The sequence below is a fragment of the Paenibacillus sp. VT-400 genome, from assembly GCF_001029205.1.
Taxonomy (GTDB): domain Bacteria; phylum Bacillota; class Bacilli; order Paenibacillales; family Paenibacillaceae; genus Paenibacillus; species Paenibacillus amylolyticus.
The window spans coordinates 3,625,930-3,644,583 of sequence record NZ_LELF01000067.1; the positions used below are offsets into that span (position 1 = coordinate 3,625,930).

Here is an 18,654-nt window from a genome sequence, read left to right on the forward strand (position 1 = left end):
GTTCTCACCTCAACTCCATATGCTTTGCACGAAGCTGACCGCAAGCGGCAGCAATATCATGTCCCTGTTCACGACGAATGGTTACATTAACACCCTGTTCCGAGAGAATCTTCTGAAAATTGAAAATGTCGCTTCTCGATGTTCTTACATATTTGCGTTCAGGTACATGGTTAACCGGAATCAGATTCACGTGGCACAACATGTTCTTAAGCACACTTGCCAGTTCTGCTGCATGCTCTGGCTGATCGTTTACCCCACCAATAAGTGCATACTCGAACGTAATTCTCCGACCTGTTTTGGCCAGATAATAACGAAGGGACTCCATCACGTCTTCAAAAGGAAAACGACGGTTAACCGGCATCAATTTCGAACGCAGTGCATCATTTGGTGCATGGATCGAAATGGCGAGGTTAATCTGTGTATCTTCATCTGCAAACTTGTAGATGTTCGGAACGATTCCGCTCGTGGATACCGTGATGTGACGCTGACCGATGTTCAGCCCTTTTTCATGAATCATAATGCGCAGGAAAGTCATCGTAGCTTCATAGTTTTCAAAAGGTTCACCCGAACCCATGATCACGATGCTGCTGACACGCTCGTTGCGTTCATCCAGAATTTTCTGAGCCTGCACAACCTGTGCAACAATCTCCCCAGCCGTAAGGTTACGCTTGAGTCCACCCAATGTGGATGCACAGAACGTACAACCAATACGACAACCAACCTGTGTGGTTACACAGATGCTGTTCCCGTAGTTATGCTTCATGATTACTGTCTCAATGGCATGATCATCATGAAGACCAAAGAGGAATTTAACCGTTCCATCTTTGGATTCAAACTTGGTAATTTCCTTAAGCGTTACAAATTCAAATTGCTCTGTCAGTTTTTCACGCAATGGCTTGGACAGATTGGTCATTTCACTGAAATCATTCACGCGTTTTACATAAATCCAGTCAAAGATTTGGCCACCGCGAAACGCCGGCTCCCCATTCTCCACAGCCCATTGCTGCAGTTGTTCCAGAGAATAATCATATATAAAAGGTTTCATTTTGTTGTCAACACCTATTCCTTCTTTTCTTTTCGTTGGCTTCCTTCTTTTCGTTCCATTCGTCCTATTCTATCACAAAGACCACGTTACATCCATGTATACCCTTGATATCTGTACTTCATGCATTATAACATCTCAATGCCGCCATCGCACCCTGTCACCACATTCTCTGACAATTATATCGAAGTCCCATCACAAAGAAATCCGCCGAAGTTCCCCTCGGCGGTCATACTTCCGTGCTCTATTAAACTGTTATTCCACTGTTTTTGTCAACCGTGCGATGAAAAATCCGTCACTGTGAGCGTATTGTGGCAAAATCTGAATACCACCGTTCACAACCTTCAAGTTCGCTGTCTCCGATTCAGACCAGACGGATGCTTCTGCTGGGCTGTATTCCGGATGTCGATTCAAGAAGTCTGCAACCATATCCTCATTCTCAGCAGGCTCAATCGTACACGTGCTATACACCAGAATACCACCTGGTTTTAACAACGGCGCAACCTGATCAAGCAATTCACGTTGCAAGCCTGCGATATCTTCGATATCTTTTACGGTTTTGGTCCATTTCACATCAGGCTTGCGGCGAATAACACCCAGACCTGAACATGGTGCATCCAGCAAAATGCGGTCAAACGACGCTTCCGGGTACCGTTCATTCAGGTCTAGTGCATCTCCAGTTACAGCATCGATACAAGTCAGACCGAGACGCTCCGCCTGATCCAGGATCAGCTGGCGCTTGTGTGCATGTACATCATTCGCGACAATACGACCGCGATCCTGCATTTTCTCAGCCATATGAGCTGTTTTACCACCTGGAGCTGCGCAGCAATCCAATACAAGTTGGTCTACTTCTGGCGCAACTGCTTCAGCGACAAGCATGGAACTTTCGTCCTGTACAGAGAACAACCCGTCCCGATACCAGGACGTTAGAGCCATGTTTCCGCCACTACGTACAAGAATTCCATCGGAACTCAGCTGAGAAGCCTCAACGACTGCACCTGTACTGGTCATCTCATGCATCAGTTTCTCCCGTGTGGTCATTGTTGTGTTGACCCGGACACTCACCGCTGGCGGCTCATTATTCGCACGACAGATCGCTTCCGCTGTCTCTTCGCCGTACTGGGCAATCCAGCGTTCAACCATCCATAACGGGTGGGAATGCTCCAGTGAAATACGTTCTGCAGCGGGCAGATGTTCTGGAATACGAAGTTCATCCCGATTGCGGATCATATTGCGGAGCACTCCATTCACCATACCCGAGATTCCCTGATGGCCCAGTTTCTTCGCCAGATTAACCGCTTCGCTCACCACGGCATGCTCCGGAATACGATCCAGGTATATCATCTGATAGACGCTGATTCGCAGCAGGCTACGAACCCATGGTTGCAGTTTGGATACTCCTTTGGCGACGTAACGTTCCAGAAAATAATCAAGTGTATTCAATCTGGCGATTGTTCCATACACCAATTCGGTAGCTAGTCCAGCATCTGCGGGGCTTAAATCCGCCTCTTTCAGACGGCGGTTCAACTCCAGATTACTGTATGCTCCATCTTGCTCAACAGCACTCAGAACCTTGACTGCCAATGTACGAGCAGATGTTTTGGGTTGCTGGGAGCGCGATGCACCACCCGATTTACCCGAATTCGGACGACGGTTTCCTTCACGTCCGGATGAATTCCCATTAGCTTTCTGGCCTTTTCCTGACGAACGACCTGGTATATTACCGCTCATCGCAGCACCGTTCCAGGTTTCAGTGTACCACCGCGAGCAAAGTCAGCGGCCTGCATCACTTTTTTACCTGCTGGCTGCACTTCAGTCAACCAGAGAGATCCATTGCCTGTGCGGACTTCAATCCCTGCCTTATTCAATTGCAGCACCGTTCCCGGCTCTGCTTGTCCAGCATCTGAAGAAGTTTCTAGGTCCACCTGATCGGGATTAGCCGCAGCCCAAACTTTGAAGACCTGATCATCCCACATCGTAAATGCACCGGAGAACGGCACAAGACCACGAATCTGATTGAACAGTTCACGTGAAGTACGACTCCAGTCCATTTTCTCGTCATCCCGAGTCAGATTGCGAGCATACGAAGCCTCAGCATCATCCTGAGGGACCGCCGTTGTCTCGCCTGTAATCAATCGTGGCATTTCTGCCTGAAGCAGTTTGGAACCAGCCTCACTTAATTTATCAAACATCGATCCTGATGTATCTTCATCCGTAATTGGCAGTTCCACACGCGAGATCATATCTCCGGTGTCCAAGCCTTCAGCCATATACATCAATGTGACTCCTGTCACGGATTCCCCGTTAATAATGGAACGTTGAATCGGTGCTCCTCCCCGATATTTCGGTAAAAGAGAGCCATGCACGTTCACACAACCACGAACAGGCATATCCAGCACGGCTTTGGGCAGAATCTGTCCAAAGGCCGCGGTTACGATCAGATCCGGCTTCCATTCAGCCAAGCGGGCTACCGCTTCCGGATCACGCAATTTAACAGGTTGAAACACCGGCAGACCGTGGCGTTCTGCCGCGGCCTTAACCGGTGTTGGCGTAAGTACTTTTTTGCGTCCCTGTGGTTTATCAGGTTGAGTCACCACACCCACCACATTGTATCCCTCTGCCATCAGCATATCGAGAGAAGGAACTGCAAATTCAGGTGTTCCCATAAAAACAATATTCAAATCGATCACTCCTTAATTACGACGCGGTCCCGTTTGATCGGCTGCAATTTCGTACACTTTCTCGGCGACATCCGTAAAGAGTACGCCATCCAGATGATCAATCTCATGCTGGAATGCACGGGACAGCAAGCCACTACCCGTAATAATCAGCTCTTTACCTTCACGATCCAGACCTTTAACTGTAACGGTCTCGAAACGGCGAACATCACCATTAATTCCAGGGATACTCAGACAACCTTCAGGTCCAAATTGTTCTCCCTCACTTGCAATGATCTCCGGGTTAATCATCTTGATCAGCCCTTGCTCATCACCTGCGTCGATAACAATCAGACGTTTCAAAATACCGACCTGTGGCGCAGCAAGACCCACACCTTCCGCATCGTACATGGTATCAGCCATATCATCCAGCAATTTTTGTACATTTGGTGTAATTTTGGTTACTTCTTTGGCTCTCTTGTGGAGCACCTCATCTGGTTCTTGCACGATAATGCGAATCGACATGTTGTAAGCACCTTCCTAATCCTCATCATAATTTCAGGACGATATCTGTATTTTTGGGGTATTCATTTTAATCTATGTTTATACCGCTTGTTTACATCCGCATTGCTGCAAAATGCTTACATTAACATTTGCGGGTCTACATCCAGACTAATAAGCAATTTTTGCGCCTGAACATCATCGTCCATGCGCCGGGCCGTAGCCAGAGCGAGTCCTATGGCGTCTACATCCCCCCGCCATTTTATCATACATTGGAATCTGTATCTATTCTTGATCCGAGGAATCGGAGACGCTACCGGCCCCAGTACATCAAAGGCATCATTGCTGAATCGATCCAGACTGCCGAGCCATCCAGCCGCATTAGCCTTCTCTTTCAGTATTCGAGTATAGTTCTCGGCAAGACGAATCAATACCGGAAGCTGTTCATGCGAAAAGGTCACCAGAATTAGGCGACAGTATGGCGGATATTGCAAATTGCGACGGTGCAGCAATTCCTCACGTACAAACGACACATAGTCATGCTGACTCGCATGGCCAATGGAGTAGTGTTCCGGCGTATAGGACTGAACAAACACCTCACCAGGCAATTGGTGCCGACCCGCTCGGCCAGCTACCTGTGTTAGCAACTGAAACGTTTTTTCCGCAGCACGGAAATCAGGTAAATTCAACGCTGAGTCCGCTGTTATCACGCCAACCAGGGTCACATCAGGGAAATCGAGTCCCTTAGCAACCATCTGGGTGCCTAGCAACACGTCTGCTTTTTTCTCACGAAACTGTTTCAGCAACTTCTCGTGAGCCCCTTTTTCCGTTGTCGTATCCACATCCATCCGAATGACCCGAATGCCCGGAAAGAGCTTCGCAAGCTCTTCCTCCACCCGCTGTGTACCTGTACCAAAGTATCGAATATGCTCACTTCCACAATCTGGACACACTTCAGGAGCTGCTTCCGCATACCCGCAGTAATGACAACGGAGATTATTCGAGCGCTGATGATACGTCAATGAAATATCACATTCAGGACAACCTGCCACATATCCACAACTTCGGCACATAACAAAGGTCGAATATCCACGGCGATTCAGCAGAAGCACCGTCTGTTCACCACGTTCCAAGCGTTCCTCCAGCCCTTTGTGCAAAGCCCTGCTGAACATGGAGCGGTTGCCATCCTTCAACTCTTCACGCATATCAACGATCCGCACTTCAGGCAGCTTGTTACCCAGTGCCCGCGTTGGCATCTCCAGTAAGAGTGGTGCAAAATCATCATTACTCTGCGAGCGTGCAGCGTAATAACTTTCCAGCGAAGGTGTGGCTGAACCCAGAACAACCACGGCCTGGTGCTGCTGTGCTCTTTTTACCGCTACATCACGGGCATGATATTTCGGAGTTTCCTCCTGTTTGTAGGAAGTCTCGTGTTCTTCATCCATAATGATCAACCCAAGCCGACTGAAAGGAGCAAATACAGCTGAACGCGCCCCAATTGCAACCTTCACCTGACCCTCACGAATCTTGCGCCATTCATCATAACGTTCACCGCCAGACAGACGACTGTGCATAACAGCAACTTGGTCCCCAAATCGCCCTTTAAAACGTTCTACCATCTGTGGTGTGAGTGCAATCTCGGGCACCAGTACGATAGCCTGCCGATCCTGTTCGATGCATTGTTGAATGGTTTGAAGATAGACTTCCGTCTTGCCACTTCCCGTAACACCATGTAACAAAAACACCCCATGGCGTTGTTCCTGCAATCGGCCATTGATATTGTCGTAGACAAGTTTTTGCTCATCGGTCAGAACCAGCGGTTCAGTCGCTTTAAACGTCCTGCCCTGGTAAGGGTCACGAAAGACCTCAACGTCCTCGGTGACGATCAGTCCCTTTTCCTCAAGCCCTTTAATCGTTGCAGCCGATACCTGTAGTGTAGATAACACTTCTTTCATCGGCATAGGCAGCAGTTCTTTCATTTCCAGCAAAAAAGCCAGAATCTCCTTCTGCCGCTGTGCTTTCGCCGGGAATGAAGCAAGTGCTTCCTGAGCAGCAGCAATATCTACAGCCAGATCAACGGACTTCATCGTTTTTTTATTTAACTTGTCCTTGATGGCCTGACTTTCCAGCAGCACGCCACCAAGCAATAATTTCTTAATTAGTGCAGCATGATTGGGATATTTCCGACTCAGTTGTTGCAGCGGTACCTGACCCCGACTTTTGACAAAACGGATGATATCCTGCTGTACTTTCTCAGTCGTAGACTCTTCTCCCCAAACAAATAACACCTCATCATCCGGTTGTGCACCCGCCATCTGTCCATCAAGTGCATCTCCCAGCGAGATGTATCGCTCTGCTTTACCTTTCAATGCCGTCGGCACCATGACCTGCAATGACAAAATCCGGTTACTGGCATAACGTCCACTCATCCATTCGGCCAACTCAACCAAATCCTTTGACAACGGGGGAACAATGTCCAGCAACTCCTGAATCTGCTTAAGCTTGAATGATTCCTCTCCGGTACGGGGCACAAGATCAATCACGAATCCCTGCACCGTCCGATGACCAAAAGGTACACCCACCCGGCTGCCAATCTCGATCCATTCCCTCATCGATTCAGGTACCAGGTAATCAAACGGCCGGTCTGTTTCCTTCACGGGAACATCGACTATGACCTTGGCAATCTCCATTTCCTAATTCCTCCCGGCAATGCGCTCCGCCGCAATCCGGAGCAACCGATGAGCCACATCGTCCTTGGCTATCACTGGAAGCTCCTCCACCAAACCTTCCCGGTCATAGATATGTACCGCGTTGGTGTCTGTTCCAAATCCTGCACCCGTGCGGGTTACATCATTGGCTACGATCAGATCACAGTTTTTCCGTTCCAATTTCTCACGTGCATACATCTCAACTGACTGAGTCTCCGCAGCAAAACCAATCAAAAATTGATGGGTCTTCTGTTTGCCCAGCGTTTCAAGAATATCTATATTTTTAACAAGTTCGAGCGACAGCGTGTCGCCTTTCTTCTTGATCTTCTCGGTATAAACTTCCTTTGGACGATAATCGGCAACTGCCGCCGCCTTAACCACGATATCAGCATCGTCCCATTCGCGTGTTACCGCTTCATACATATCCTGTGCAGACTGTACAGGGATCAACTCAACATTCTCCGGTGGCTTGGCTTGGGTACTGCCCATAACCAATTTCACATCTGCCCCCAGATCACGCGCAGCTGCGGCTATGGCAAATCCCATTTTGCCAGATGAATCGTTCGTAATGTATCGTACTGGATCAATGCGCTCAATCGTACCTCCAGCCGTAACGACAACCTTCTTGCCTTGTAACAATGAAGCTTGTCCCTGCCGACTAATGTCTGCAGATTCTTGCTGTTCAAAGAAACGTTCTACCACATCCACAATGCTCTCCGGTTCTTCCAGACGTCCCTTGCCCACATATCCACACGCAAGCAGACCTTCACCCGGTTCAATCATCATGGCGCCCCGTTCAACAAGCAGGTTCATATTATGCTTTACAGCTGGATGATCATACATATGTACATTCATCGCTGGTGCAATCATGACAGGGGCTGTCGTCGCAAGAAGAGTTGTTGAGAGCATATCATCTGCCATGCCATGCGCCATCTTGGCAATCACATTGGCTGTTGCCGGAGCAACCAGAACAAGATCAGCCAGATCGGCCAGATGAATATGAGATACGACTGCTGGCTCACGCTCATCAAATGTATCGGTGTATACGGTGTTTCGGGTCAACGTTTGCAGCGTCAATTCGGTAATAAACTGTGTAGCGGAAGCTGTCATAATCACATGAACATCCGCTCCCTTTTGCACCAGTCTGCTGCATAATGTTGCCGCTTTGTAAGCGGCTATGCCGCCAGTCACACCAAGCACGATTTTTTTACCGTTCAACATGTTTATTTCCCCCGATATTTATACGACGTCTAAGTAAGATTCCGTTAAAATATGCTTATTCGTAAAAAAATAACAACCTCGCGGTTGTCAATTAATCCGGCTTACGCCGTATGCAGTTGAAGAGCAGCCGCAGGCGGCTTACTCTTCTTCTTCGTCCTGTCCTTTGATGACAACGAGCAGGTCTCCATAGATTTCTTCCAGTGCAACGCCAACTTGTTTATGGGATCTCGCACCTCTTAAATCCGTTTTTTCACCTTCACGTAGCTGTCTAGCCCGGCGGGAAGCAGCAACAACAAGGGAATACTTGCTGTCGACTTTGTTCATCATTTCATCAATAGAAGGATACAGCATATTAACAAACACCTCTTCGCATTAGTATAATCACAAGTTGCCGCCTGACAGAACTGATGTGGCATGTCTTCACACCCGGGCATTCCGAGAAGGAGTGCTTCAGTATATGATATGACAACTGCCCCACTTATATCGCATTCTGCAGCGGCAAAAGGGATTATTTATTGATCTTACAATGTTCGGCGATTATGATGCTTTCTATTCTCTTGCACGCCAAATCAATTTCATCATTAACAACAGCGTAATCATACTGCTCCAGCAGACTGATCTCATCAACCGCCACGGACATCCGGTGATCAATGGTCGCTTGGCTTTCGGTACCACGGCCCTGAATGCGATCTTTCAGCTCGTCCAATGAAGGAGGAAGCAGGAAAACAAAGATGCCTTCCGGGAATTTCTCTTTCACTTTTAACGCGCCTTGAACCTCAATCTCCAGAATGATGTCGCGGCCTTCGTTAATCGTTTTCTCCACAAAATCACGCGGTGTTCCGTAATAATTACCAACATACTCCGCATGTTCCAACAATTGATCTTCAGCAATCATGTTCTGGAACTCTTCATGACTTCTGAAGAAATAGTTCACACCATGTTCTTCACCAAGACGAGGCTGACGGGTTGTTGCCGATACGGAATAGATCAATTCCGGCACCCGTTTGCGCAAAGCGCTGCATACAGTACCCTTCCCGACCCCAGATGGGCCGGACAACACTACCAGTAATCCCTTAGACATATTACACTCCATTTTATTCGTCGTTATCATCATCTTTCGAAGAAAGACGATGGGCGACCGTCTCAGGCTGAACTGCAGACAAAATGACATGATCGCTATCCGTAATAATTACGGCACGAGTACGTCTTCCGTACGTTGCATCAATCAGCATGTGACGATCTCTTGCCTCTTGTATAATTCTCTTGATCGGCGCCGATTCCGGACTCACGATGGATATAATCCGGTTCGCCGATACGATGTTACCGAATCCAATGTTAATGAGTTTGATTGCCATAATCAGGTTCTTCCCCCTATACATGCGACTCTTTTGCCGAAATGTGGCCGTTCATTCGATATTCGCAGCTTGCTCACGAATCTTCTCCAGCTCCGCCTTCATCTCGACAACACGATTCACCAGAGCCAAATGGTTGGCTTTTGATCCAATCGTATTGACTTCCCGATTCATCTCTTGAATTAGAAAGTCCAACTTACGACCTACGGGCTCATCACTCTTCAGCAGTTCCCTGCTCTGTCCAAAGTGACTCTGTAGACGCGTAAGCTCCTCTTCTATGTTAGAACGATCGGCAAACATTGCAATTTCCATACCCAATTTATGCTCATCAAAAGGGAAAGAGCCTTCTTCCTGCATTTCCGTAAGCCTTTGTCTTAGCTTGTTGCGATAATCACTTACCACAGTCGGTGCAAGATCAAGCATTTCGGTATGCAGTGACTCCAGACGGGTAATCCGCCGTTCCAGATCACTGGCCAGATGAAGACCCTCGCGAGCGCGCATCTGTTCAAGGCTGGACAGAGCCTCTTTCAATCCTTCCTGCAGAACTCGCTCCCATTCGTCCTTCTGCTCTTCGGGAATGGAACTTGTCCCATCCGAATGAACCATGACGTCCGGCAGCCCAAGCATATCCACAATACTTGGTTTGCCCTGCAATCCATATTGGGTCTCCAGTTGCTCTGCAGCCTGCAGATAGGCCCTGACCGTCTGTTCATTCAGAACAGCGGGAAGAGCCTGGTCTTCCTCTTTTTCTTTCATTACATAAACATCAATCCGCCCACGTTTCAAACGACTCTGTACGATCTTCCTCAAACCGTCTTCATAATACGTCCACTCTCTTGGCAGACGCATCATCACTTCGCAATAACGATGATTAACAGATTTGATCTCTAATTGTACCTTATAGCCGCCAAAATGAAAGGCGGATTGACCGTATCCGGTCATACTGAATGACATCGGCATCACATCCGTTTTACTATTGTAATTGATTATTAGGGTTGAAACAAGTAGGACATTGATGCTCCGACTTCTCCCATACGTATTGAGTCAGTTCGGCCGTCATGCCGTAGAACATAAACGGTGTCATGAGATAGATGCCTTTGAAATGTGCTGTTGCTACGTCCAGCAGTTCTTTGGCAATTTTTACTCCCATCGCACGGCCTTCTTCGCCTTCCAGACCTGCCATACGGGAACGCACTTCATCCGAAAGCTGGATCCCGGGAACCTCGTTGTGTAGATACTCTGCATTCCGTCCACTCGCTAGCGGCATTACACCTACAAAAATGGGCACATCCAGGTGCTTGGTCGCTTCGTGCATTGCTACAATCAACTCAGGATCATAGATCGGTTGTGTCATGATGTAATCAGCGCCAGAGGTAATTTTCTTCTCCAGACGTTGTACAGCTTTCTCCAAATATTTCACATTAGGATTAAATGCTGCTCCGATTACAAAACCAGCTTTTTGCTTCAGTGGTTTACCTGAGAAAGCTACTCCATCGTTCAACTGTTTGATCATGCGTATGATTTCAAAAGAAGTCAGATCGTATACCGAGCTCGAACCAGGCAGATCGCCAAATCTTGCAGGATCTCCTGTTACAGCCAGTACATGATTAATACTCAAAGCATCAAACCCCATCATGTGGGACTGCGTTCCAATCAGATTCCGGTCACGGCAGGCAATATGCACCAGTGGACGAAGGCCCGTGCGATCCTGAACGAGGTGACCCAGCGCCATGTTGCTCATGCGTGTAACCGCGAGTGAATTATCGGCCAGTGTCAGGGCATCGGCTCCGGCTGCTTTCAGTGTCTCGGCACCTTTCATGAACTTGGCAATGTCCAAGTCACGTGGCGGGTCAAGTTCAACGATAACGGTGTGACGATGCTTGACCAGATCAACGATCGTAGGCTGTCCGCCACGTCCGGAACGCTCATCCACATTTTCATGCAACACAATACGCGGTTTGGATTCTGACGGATCAGGCTCCAGAATAGGCGAAGGCACATAGTCAGCAAGCGCCTCTTTCATAGCGGTGATATGATCAGGTGTCGTACCACAGCAACCACCGATAATACGAGCGCCCAGTTCAGCAAATTGCACTGCCGTCTGACCAAAGTACTCCGGAGTCGCACCATAACGGAACTCACCATCTACATAATCTGCTGCACCCGCATTCGGGTAGACGGACATTGGAATACCAATTCGTCCCGAGACGGTTTCCATGGCACGCATAATTCCGTTTGGACCTGAGCGACAGTTAAAACCAATGACATCCGCGCCCTGCTCCCGCATAATCCGGAAGGCTTCAGGCATTGTATATCCGTCCAGTGTGTGTCCTACATCCTCTACCGCGAACTGTCCAATTACGGGCAGATCACTTAGCTTGCGCGCTTGCAAAAGGGCAATATCCATTTCCTCGATATCATAGAAGGTCTCAAGCAAAATGCCATCCACGCCTTCATCTAGCAGTGCAGAGATCTGTTGTTGATAAAAGCGTTTCAGTTCACTCGTTGACACATTCGTCCGCTTGCCACCTCGAATGGAACCAACTGCACCAAGCACATAACCGGTATCTCCAGCTACCTCTTTGGCGATGCGTACGCCGGCACGGTTCACGTCCTCCACCTTGGACTCCAGACCGAACTTGGACAACTTGTCGTAATTGGCAGAATACGTATTTGTTTCAAATATTTCTGTACCTGCATCCCGATAACGGCGATGTACATCCGCCACTACTTCAGGTGAAATCAAGTTTAATTCTTCATATGAAATCCCCACCGGGAACCCCATTTGGTACAGAAATGTTCCCATGGCCCCATCTCCAACGAGAACCCGTTCCTGCATAACTTTGCGCAAATCCGCCTTCATCCCATTTCCCCCCGCCTAGCTGTGATCATTTACATACTAATGTAACACAAAAAACGCTAAAAAACGAAGAAAAACACAGGTTTTTAATGAGTATCCAGCTCATATGGACTTTCTTGCCATACAGCCCCCAATATGTCTCTGTACAGGAGACACGACCTATCCTTATTGACAAAAAAAGAGGCCCGCAGGCCCCTTTGGTTAAACCTTTCACTTTTTATGAAGTGATTCCTTTAAAAACAACTTCAGCGGGTCCAGTCATGTACACATGATTGTCAGCTTCATTCCACTCAATGTGGAGATCCCCACCCTTGAGGCTGATGACTGCTGTACGATCTGTATGTCCATTCAGGACAGAGGATACCAGTGTCGCACAAGCTCCGGTTCCACAAGCTAGTGTTGGACCCGCTCCGCGTTCCCATACACGCATATCCACATATCCACGGTCACGAACTGTGGCGAATTCCACATTGATTTTTTTTGGAAACATCGGATGCACTTCAAGAAGTGGTCCCCAAGTCGTGAGGTCAAAATTCACAGCGTCATCTACATAGATAACCGCATGCGGGTTACCCATGGATACGGCGGTGAATTTGAACGCATGTCCATTCGCTTCAATGTAGTGATCAACCACTGGGTTGGCATCCACCGTTGTAGGCACTTGAAGACCGTTCAGGATCGGCTCGCCCATATCGACACGAACAGTTTCCACTTTACCATCACGAATGTTGAGACTCACAGGTTGTACCCCTGCACCAATCGTTTCAATGGTGATCTGCTCCTGGTTCACGTGACCATGATCGTATACATATTTGGATACACAGCGAATGGCATTACCGCACTGCTCTGCTTCCGAACCGTCCGAATTCATGATACGCATCTGAAAGTCCGCCTTCTCCGAAGGCAGTATATAAACCAGGCCGTCCGCACCGATGCCAAAGAAACGGTTGCACCATTTCACAGCCAACTCTGCCGCATCTGCCGGAAGCTCCTTTTCACCAAATACAACGATAAAATCGTTACCAAGTCCATGCATTTTCGTAAATTCCATAATCTTGCCCACTCCTTTTGGCAGTCTGCTGCCAAAGCTATATTCTTGCTCTTCTACAGGATTACCATAGAAATTCATATTCAGCATTTACACAAAAAAGCTATCCTGCAAAATGCCAAAGCTTCCGCTTTGAATCATTTTGAGGATAGCATACCGAAATAGGTAGGGAAAAGGTATTGATTTTATGCCGAAAACTTTGTACTTTTCGGTACGAAGCGGCCAGAACCACCCATACGGCGGCGGTTACGACGACCACCCCAGACGCTGCCTGCGCCCATAAGAAACGTGGGAATGCCCGCAGCTACGATACAGATCGCCCATTCACGCAATCCCAGAGGTACGGTTTTGAAGATCGGCTGTAACGGTTCAACGTACATGACAACCAGCATCAGTACAACCGATGAAATCACCGCAAGAACCAGATATTTGTTCTGTAAAGGATTCCGGTGGAAGATGGACCGCGAACTACGGCAATCAAAGACATGAATAAGCTGCGCCAAAACGAGTGTAGCAAAAGCCACAGACTGTGCCTTGATCAGTTGACCCGGATTATCCGGCGCAGCCTGAAGGGTAAGCCAGAACGCTCCGAGTGTGCATAACCCAATCAACACACCCCGGCTGACGATTTTCCACCCCAGTCTGCGGGCAAAAATGTTTTCCTTGGCGCCACGGGGTTTGTGTTCCATCAGATCTTTCTCAGGCTGATCTACCCCCAGCGCCATTGCAGGCAAACCATCCGTTACGAGGTTAACCCACAGAATCTGAATAGGCACGAGTGGTAGCGGCAGGCCCATCATCATTGCAAAGAACATCGTCAATATTTCGCCCACGTTTGATGCCAGCAAATAACGGATAAACTTGCGAATGTTCTCATAAATATTACGGCCTTCTTCAATGGCAGCCACAATGGTTGAGAAGTTATCATCACTCAGAATGAGCGCCGAAGCTTCCTTCGTGACATCCGTTCCTGTAATGCCCATCGCTATGCCGATATCTGCAGCTTTGATCGCCGGAGCATCATTGACTCCATCACCCGTCATCGCGACGACATGCCCTTTGCGCTGTAACGATTTCACGATGCGAAGCTTGTGTTCCGGAGATACCCTTGAGAACACGTAGATGCCCTCTACCTGTTTATCCAGTTGCTCGTCTGTCATGCCTGCCAGTTGCTGACCACTTAACGAAGCCCCTCCGCGGGGAAGAATCCCCAACTGATGAGCAATGGCTTCTGCCGTTGTTCCATGATCACCTGTGATCATGACGGTACGAATGCCCGCTTTGCGGCATGTGGCAATCGCATCTCGCACTTCACGACGCGGTGGATCAATCATACCTGCAAGTCCTACGAAGACAAGCTGACTTTCGGCGGCATGTTCGTCAGCCACTTTTTCTTCCGGCCGCACTTCACGATAGGCCATTCCAAGGACACGTAGTGCCGCTCCGGCCATGCTCTCGTTAGCTGCCATCACTTTCTGCCGCAGTGTTCCAGTGAACGGTACAACCTTGCCTTCCCACAAAATATAACTACAGTGTCCGATCAACACATCCGGGGCACCTTTGGTATAGATCATTCGGCCTCCCTGATGATGAACCAGGACCGACATGCGTTTTCGCTCCGAATCAAACGGGAATTCCTGCTGGCGGGCATACAACTCTTTGAGTCCGGCAGGAGTAAGCCCCATTTTGGAAGCCAGTGTGACGAGTGCTCCTTCCGTCGGATCGCCTTTCAGTTCCCAAAATACATTATCTCGTTGAACGGTTTCTTCTTGGAGTTCACCTTTTTTCGTGTTTTTCTTGCTTTCCTTTTTGGTATCCTTGCCCTTTTTCTTGCTCCCCACCTCGCTTGCAGCACTTTCCACAATACTCGCATTGTTGCAAAGCGCGCTGATCTGAAGCATTCTGCGCAGGGACTGGTCGCTCTTCAGTTCCACCGTACGACCGTTCTCCAGCATCTGCCCTTCAGGTGCATAACCATCCCCGGTAACCTTGATGTTACGTCCCTCCAACCACACATCCGTTACCGTCATCTTGTTCTGGGTGAGCGTGCCAGTCTTATCCGAACAGATTACAGATGCACAGCCCAGAGTTTCGACAGAAGGCAGTTTGCGTACAATGGCTTTACGTTTGATCATACGCTGCACGCCTAGTGCGAGTGCAATGGTTACAATGGCCGGCAGGCCCTCCGGTATGGCAGCCACCGCGAGGCTGACCCCTGCCAGAAACATGCCAACGGCTGGTTGTCCGTGCAATATACCTGCGACGACAACCATAATGGTTAATCCCAATGCGACAAAAATCAGAATTTTGCCCAATTGCTCCAGCCTGTGCTGTAACGGTGTTTCTTGCTCCTCCGTATTTTGGATCAGATCGGCGATTTTGCCCATCTCCGTCTCCATCCCCGTACGGATAACCACACCTTTGGCTGTACCACGAGTGACCATGGTACCCATAAAACCAATATTCTTCTGATCACCCAGCGGAACGTCCTCGTCCGCAATCGGAAGGCAATGTTTGCTTACAGGAACCGATTCCCCGGTAAGTGCCGATTCCTCGACATCCAGACTGTTCGTTTGCAGCCAGCGCACATCCGCGGGTATGCGGTCCCCACTCTCCACCATGATAATATCCCCGGGGACAAGTTGTTTGGCGGCAAGGTGTACTTCCTGGCCTGAACGAAGCACTTTGGCAAGAGGTGCAGACAACTGTTTCAATGCACGAAGAGATCGTTCAGCCCGGAATTCCTGTACAAACCCCAGAATCGCATTCAGTACGATAATAGCCACAATCGTTACCGCATCCAGATACTCACCCAGTAATCCGGATACCAACGTTGCTCCCATCAACACCAGCACCATAAAATCCTTGAACTGATTCAAGAGCAATGTAATTGGAGAAATGCGTTTCCCCTCGCTCAGCTCATTCGAACCGACCACTTTCCTCTTCTCTGCTACAGCTTCATCCGTCAATCCTTCCTGCGGGCTGACGCCAAGAGTGTTACGAAGCTCTTCATCACTAAGTTGATGCCACTTGGTATGTTCCATGCTTCAAGTTTCCCTCCCAGTCTGTATTTCATCTGCAAAATAAGCTCACATGACTCACCGGCGCGCTGGTCGACAGGCTGTACACTATGCCGGACAAACTACCTGCTCTATATGTATTCGGACAGGTCTGTGATTAGCACCCGGAAGGTGAATCCTTTCCCTGATGGACAGAATAGGCTAAAATAAAAGTCTGCGATGTTCTGCGCAGTACCAATTCCATTGTTCAACAGGCAAGCAACGAAGAATCTGTAGCCAGTCCTTGTTTTTTTACATACCTGGTTGCACGTTTCAGTTATATAGATGAAGCATTTGGCATGATAAATGCAGATGCTCGATAGAGAGAGGAAGTGGAAAAAATGGCATTGGACGGCATTGTAACACGGGCCATTGTTCATGAACTGCAAGGCTGCATTGGTGGACGTATTAGCAAAATCCATCAGCCGAATGGCCATGACGTAGTTCTCACCCTGCGTGCTCAGCGCGGAAATAGTAAATTGCTTGTTTCGGCAAGCCCAACCTATCCTCGTGTGCATTATACGGAAAAGACATTTCTTAACCCTACGGAAGCACCCATGTTCTGCATGTTGCTCCGTAAGCACTGTGAAGGTGCAATCATTGAGGAGATCCGTCAGATTGGCATGGAGCGTATTATCCACATCAATGTGCGCCAGCGCGACGAACTGGGGGATGTTTCGGTAAAACGGATCATCATTGAATTGATGGGGCGTCACAGTAATATTATTTTGCTTGATCCTGTAACTGGAACGATTCTGGATGGCATTCATCATGTGACTCCGTCCATCAGTAGCTACCGGGTAATCATGCCTGGATTCGCGTATACTGCCCCACCCGAGCAACATAAAAGTAATCCGCTCGAAGTGAGTCGTACAGCATTCGAGGACAGCTATCATGCCGCTGAGGAAGAGGCATCACGCTGGCTTGTGAACTCCTTTAGCGGTCTTAGCCCGTTAATTGCGGGAGAGATTGCTGCTCGTGGAATTGCTGCTGAAGGCACCGTGAGCACTCCAGCTGTGGTTGAGGGTGAAAGCCGAGTTGAGGCTGGTGCACTCTGGAACGCTTTTGAAGCCGTGATGGGACCTGTCAGAGATCATATCTACACACCTGTAACCGGAATGAACGCCAAAGGCAAAATGATTTTCTCAGCCGTTCATCTTCAGAGCATTCAGGATTTGGAGAAAACCTATGACACGATGAGCAAGTGCATGGAAGATTATTACGGAGATAAGGCTGAACGAGACACGGTTAAACAGAGAGTAAGTGATCTGCTCCGTTTTCTGCAGAATGAGCGAAGCAAAAACATCAAAAAGCTGGACAACCTGAACAAGGATCTACTGGAAGCGGATGATGCGGACAAGTTCAGACTATGGGGTGAGTTGCTGTTTGCCTCCCTGCATCTGGTTCACAAAGGGGACAAGAGCGTGGAGCTTGTGAACTTCTACGATGAAGACCAAGCCAACATTACCATTCAGCTTGATCCGTTGCTTACACCATCTGACAACGCACAACGTTATTTCAAGCGGTATAACAAATACAAGAACAGTCTGGCTGTCATTCATGAGCAGCTTGGCAAAACCAAAGACGAGATTGACTACCTCGATAACCTGTTACAGCAGCTCTCCATTGCATCGATGAACGATATTGAGGAAATACGGGACGAGCTTGTACAGCAAGGATACCTTCGTGACCGTAATAAAAAGGGTAAAAAGAAGAAGAAAAGTGACCGTCCAACCGTACACCAGTTCACCTCCTCGGAGGGAATTGATATTCTTGTGGGCAAAAACAACCTGCAGAATGAGTACGTGACCAACCGTCTCGCTTCTTCCAACGACACCTGGTTGCATACCAAAGACATTCCAGGTTCACATGTCGTTATTCGTAGTACGGACTTTGGTGAAGCTACATTGGAAGAAGCAGCACAGCTTGCTGCCTATTTCAGCCAGGCCAAGGAGTCCAGCAGTGTGCCTGTGGATTACACGTTTATCCGTCATGTGCGCAAACCAAGTGGTGCGAAGCCTGGTTTTGTGATCTATGATCATCAGAAGACGTTGTTTGTCACGCCAAATGATGAATTGATCAAGAGTCTGCCATCCACCATTAAAAATGGATAGTAAGTTGAACTAAAGATTATTTACACTGACACTACGATGACAGAACAACCTTCCAATCGCTGTTATCCCCAGATTTTTCTGATCCCCTT

At 48.4% G+C, this 18,654-nt stretch carries 14 protein-coding genes; 1 reads left to right on the forward strand and 13 read right to left on the reverse strand.

From position 1 onward, the window contains the following. Window positions 1-4 precede the first annotated feature (4 nt). The 13 genes from rlmN to EL84_RS26670 form a co-directional block, all read right to left on the reverse strand. Window positions 5-1,045, reverse strand: coding sequence for a 23S rRNA (adenine(2503)-C(2))-methyltransferase RlmN (rlmN, locus tag EL84_RS26610; protein WP_017687452.1), 1,041 nt, complete (start codon window positions 1,043-1,045; stop codon window positions 5-7). Window positions 1,046-1,297: 252 nt separating this feature from the next. After that, window positions 1,298-2,776: a 16S rRNA (cytosine(967)-C(5))-methyltransferase RsmB gene (rsmB, locus tag EL84_RS26615; protein WP_047843683.1), complete on the reverse strand. Its 1,479-nt coding sequence runs from the start codon at window positions 2,774-2,776 to the stop codon at window positions 1,298-1,300. Beyond that, on the reverse strand, window positions 2,773-3,726 hold the full coding sequence (fmt, locus tag EL84_RS26620) for a methionyl-tRNA formyltransferase (RefSeq protein ID WP_047843684.1): 954 nt from the start codon (window positions 3,724-3,726) through the stop codon (window positions 2,773-2,775). Before fmt ends, rsmB begins: the two co-directional genes overlap by 4 nt. 12 nt (window positions 3,727-3,738) lie before the next feature. Further along, window positions 3,739-4,227, reverse strand: a complete 489-nt coding sequence (gene def / locus EL84_RS26625) for a peptide deformylase (protein WP_017687449.1) — start codon at window positions 4,225-4,227, stop codon at window positions 3,739-3,741. Window positions 4,228-4,343: 116 nt separating this feature from the next. After that, the gene (gene priA / locus EL84_RS26630) at window positions 4,344-6,893 is read right to left on the reverse strand and encodes a primosomal protein N' (RefSeq protein WP_047843685.1); all 2,550 of its coding nucleotides are present in this window, start codon (window positions 6,891-6,893) and stop codon (window positions 4,344-4,346) included. Window positions 6,894-6,896: 3 nt separating this feature from the next. Beyond that, window positions 6,897-8,132 carry a bifunctional phosphopantothenoylcysteine decarboxylase/phosphopantothenate--cysteine ligase CoaBC gene (gene coaBC, locus EL84_RS26635; RefSeq protein WP_047843686.1) on the reverse strand — a complete coding sequence of 412 codons (1,236 nt, stop codon included), beginning with the start codon at window positions 8,130-8,132 and terminating at the stop codon, window positions 6,897-6,899. Between the two features lie 138 nt (window positions 8,133-8,270). Continuing rightward, the gene (rpoZ, locus tag EL84_RS26640) at window positions 8,271-8,483 is read right to left on the reverse strand and encodes a DNA-directed RNA polymerase subunit omega (RefSeq protein WP_036614619.1); all 213 of its coding nucleotides are present in this window, start codon (window positions 8,481-8,483) and stop codon (window positions 8,271-8,273) included. A gap of 157 nt (window positions 8,484-8,640) precedes the next feature. Beyond that, window positions 8,641-9,213 carry a guanylate kinase gene (gene gmk, locus EL84_RS26645; RefSeq protein ID WP_017687445.1) on the reverse strand — a complete coding sequence of 191 codons (573 nt, stop codon included), beginning with the start codon at window positions 9,211-9,213 and terminating at the stop codon, window positions 8,641-8,643. Window positions 9,214-9,226: 13 nt separating this feature from the next. After that, window positions 9,227-9,487 carry an extracellular matrix/biofilm regulator RemA gene (remA, locus tag EL84_RS26650; protein ID WP_006209218.1) on the reverse strand — a complete coding sequence of 87 codons (261 nt, stop codon included), beginning with the start codon at window positions 9,485-9,487 and terminating at the stop codon, window positions 9,227-9,229. Between the two features lie 51 nt (window positions 9,488-9,538). Beyond that, window positions 9,539-10,438, reverse strand: coding sequence for a YicC/YloC family endoribonuclease (locus tag EL84_RS26655; RefSeq protein ID WP_036614623.1), 900 nt, complete (start codon window positions 10,436-10,438; stop codon window positions 9,539-9,541). A 19-nt stretch (window positions 10,439-10,457) separates the two neighbouring features. Beyond that, on the reverse strand, window positions 10,458-12,347 hold the full coding sequence (locus EL84_RS26660; protein WP_047843687.1) for a bifunctional homocysteine S-methyltransferase/methylenetetrahydrofolate reductase: 1,890 nt from the start codon (window positions 12,345-12,347) through the stop codon (window positions 10,458-10,460). A gap of 214 nt (window positions 12,348-12,561) precedes the next feature. After that, the gene (gene dapF, locus EL84_RS26665) at window positions 12,562-13,395 is read right to left on the reverse strand and encodes a diaminopimelate epimerase (protein WP_036614947.1); all 834 of its coding nucleotides are present in this window, start codon (window positions 13,393-13,395) and stop codon (window positions 12,562-12,564) included. 182 nt (window positions 13,396-13,577) lie between these two features. Beyond that, window positions 13,578-16,436 carry a calcium-translocating P-type ATPase, SERCA-type gene (locus EL84_RS26670; RefSeq protein WP_047843688.1) on the reverse strand — a complete coding sequence of 953 codons (2,859 nt, stop codon included), beginning with the start codon at window positions 16,434-16,436 and terminating at the stop codon, window positions 13,578-13,580. Window positions 16,437-16,792: 356 nt separating this feature from the next. Here EL84_RS26670 and EL84_RS26675 point away from each other — a divergent pair, with 356 nt between their 5' ends. Continuing rightward, window positions 16,793-18,565 carry an NFACT family protein gene (locus tag EL84_RS26675; RefSeq protein ID WP_047843689.1) on the forward strand — a complete coding sequence of 591 codons (1,773 nt, stop codon included), beginning with the start codon at window positions 16,793-16,795 and terminating at the stop codon, window positions 18,563-18,565. The last annotated feature ends 89 nt before the right edge of the window (window positions 18,566-18,654 follow it).

Coding starts and splice junctions, on each gene's coding strand:
- rlmN (WP_017687452.1), bottom strand. CDS start 1,045: ATGAAACCTTTTATATATGATTATTCTCTGGAACAACTGCAGCAATGG.
- rsmB (WP_047843683.1), bottom strand. CDS start 2,776: ATGAGCGGTAATATACCAGGTCGTTCGTCAGGAAAAGGCCAGAAAGCT.
- def (WP_017687449.1), bottom strand. CDS start 4,227: ATGTCGATTCGCATTATCGTGCAAGAACCAGATGAGGTGCTCCACAAG.
- priA (WP_047843685.1), bottom strand. CDS start 6,893: ATGGAGATTGCCAAGGTCATAGTCGATGTTCCCGTGAAGGAAACAGAC.
- coaBC (WP_047843686.1), bottom strand. CDS start 8,132: ATGTTGAACGGTAAAAAAATCGTGCTTGGTGTGACTGGCGGCATAGCC.
- rpoZ (WP_036614619.1), bottom strand. CDS start 8,483: ATGCTGTATCCTTCTATTGATGAAATGATGAACAAAGTCGACAGCAAG.
- gmk (WP_017687445.1), bottom strand. CDS start 9,213: ATGTCTAAGGGATTACTGGTAGTGTTGTCCGGCCCATCTGGGGTCGGG.
- remA (WP_006209218.1), bottom strand. CDS start 9,487: ATGGCAATCAAACTCATTAACATTGGATTCGGTAACATCGTATCGGCG.
- EL84_RS26655 (WP_036614623.1), bottom strand. CDS start 10,438: ATGTCATTCAGTATGACCGGATACGGTCAATCCGCCTTTCATTTTGGC.
- EL84_RS26660 (WP_047843687.1), bottom strand. CDS start 12,347: ATGAAGGCGGATTTGCGCAAAGTTATGCAGGAACGGGTTCTCGTTGGA.
- dapF (WP_036614947.1), bottom strand. CDS start 13,395: ATGGAATTTACGAAAATGCATGGACTTGGTAACGATTTTATCGTTGTA.
- EL84_RS26670 (WP_047843688.1), bottom strand. CDS start 16,436: ATGGAACATACCAAGTGGCATCAACTTAGTGATGAAGAGCTTCGTAAC.
- EL84_RS26675 (WP_047843689.1), top strand. CDS start 16,793: ATGGCATTGGACGGCATTGTAACACGGGCCATTGTTCATGAACTGCAA.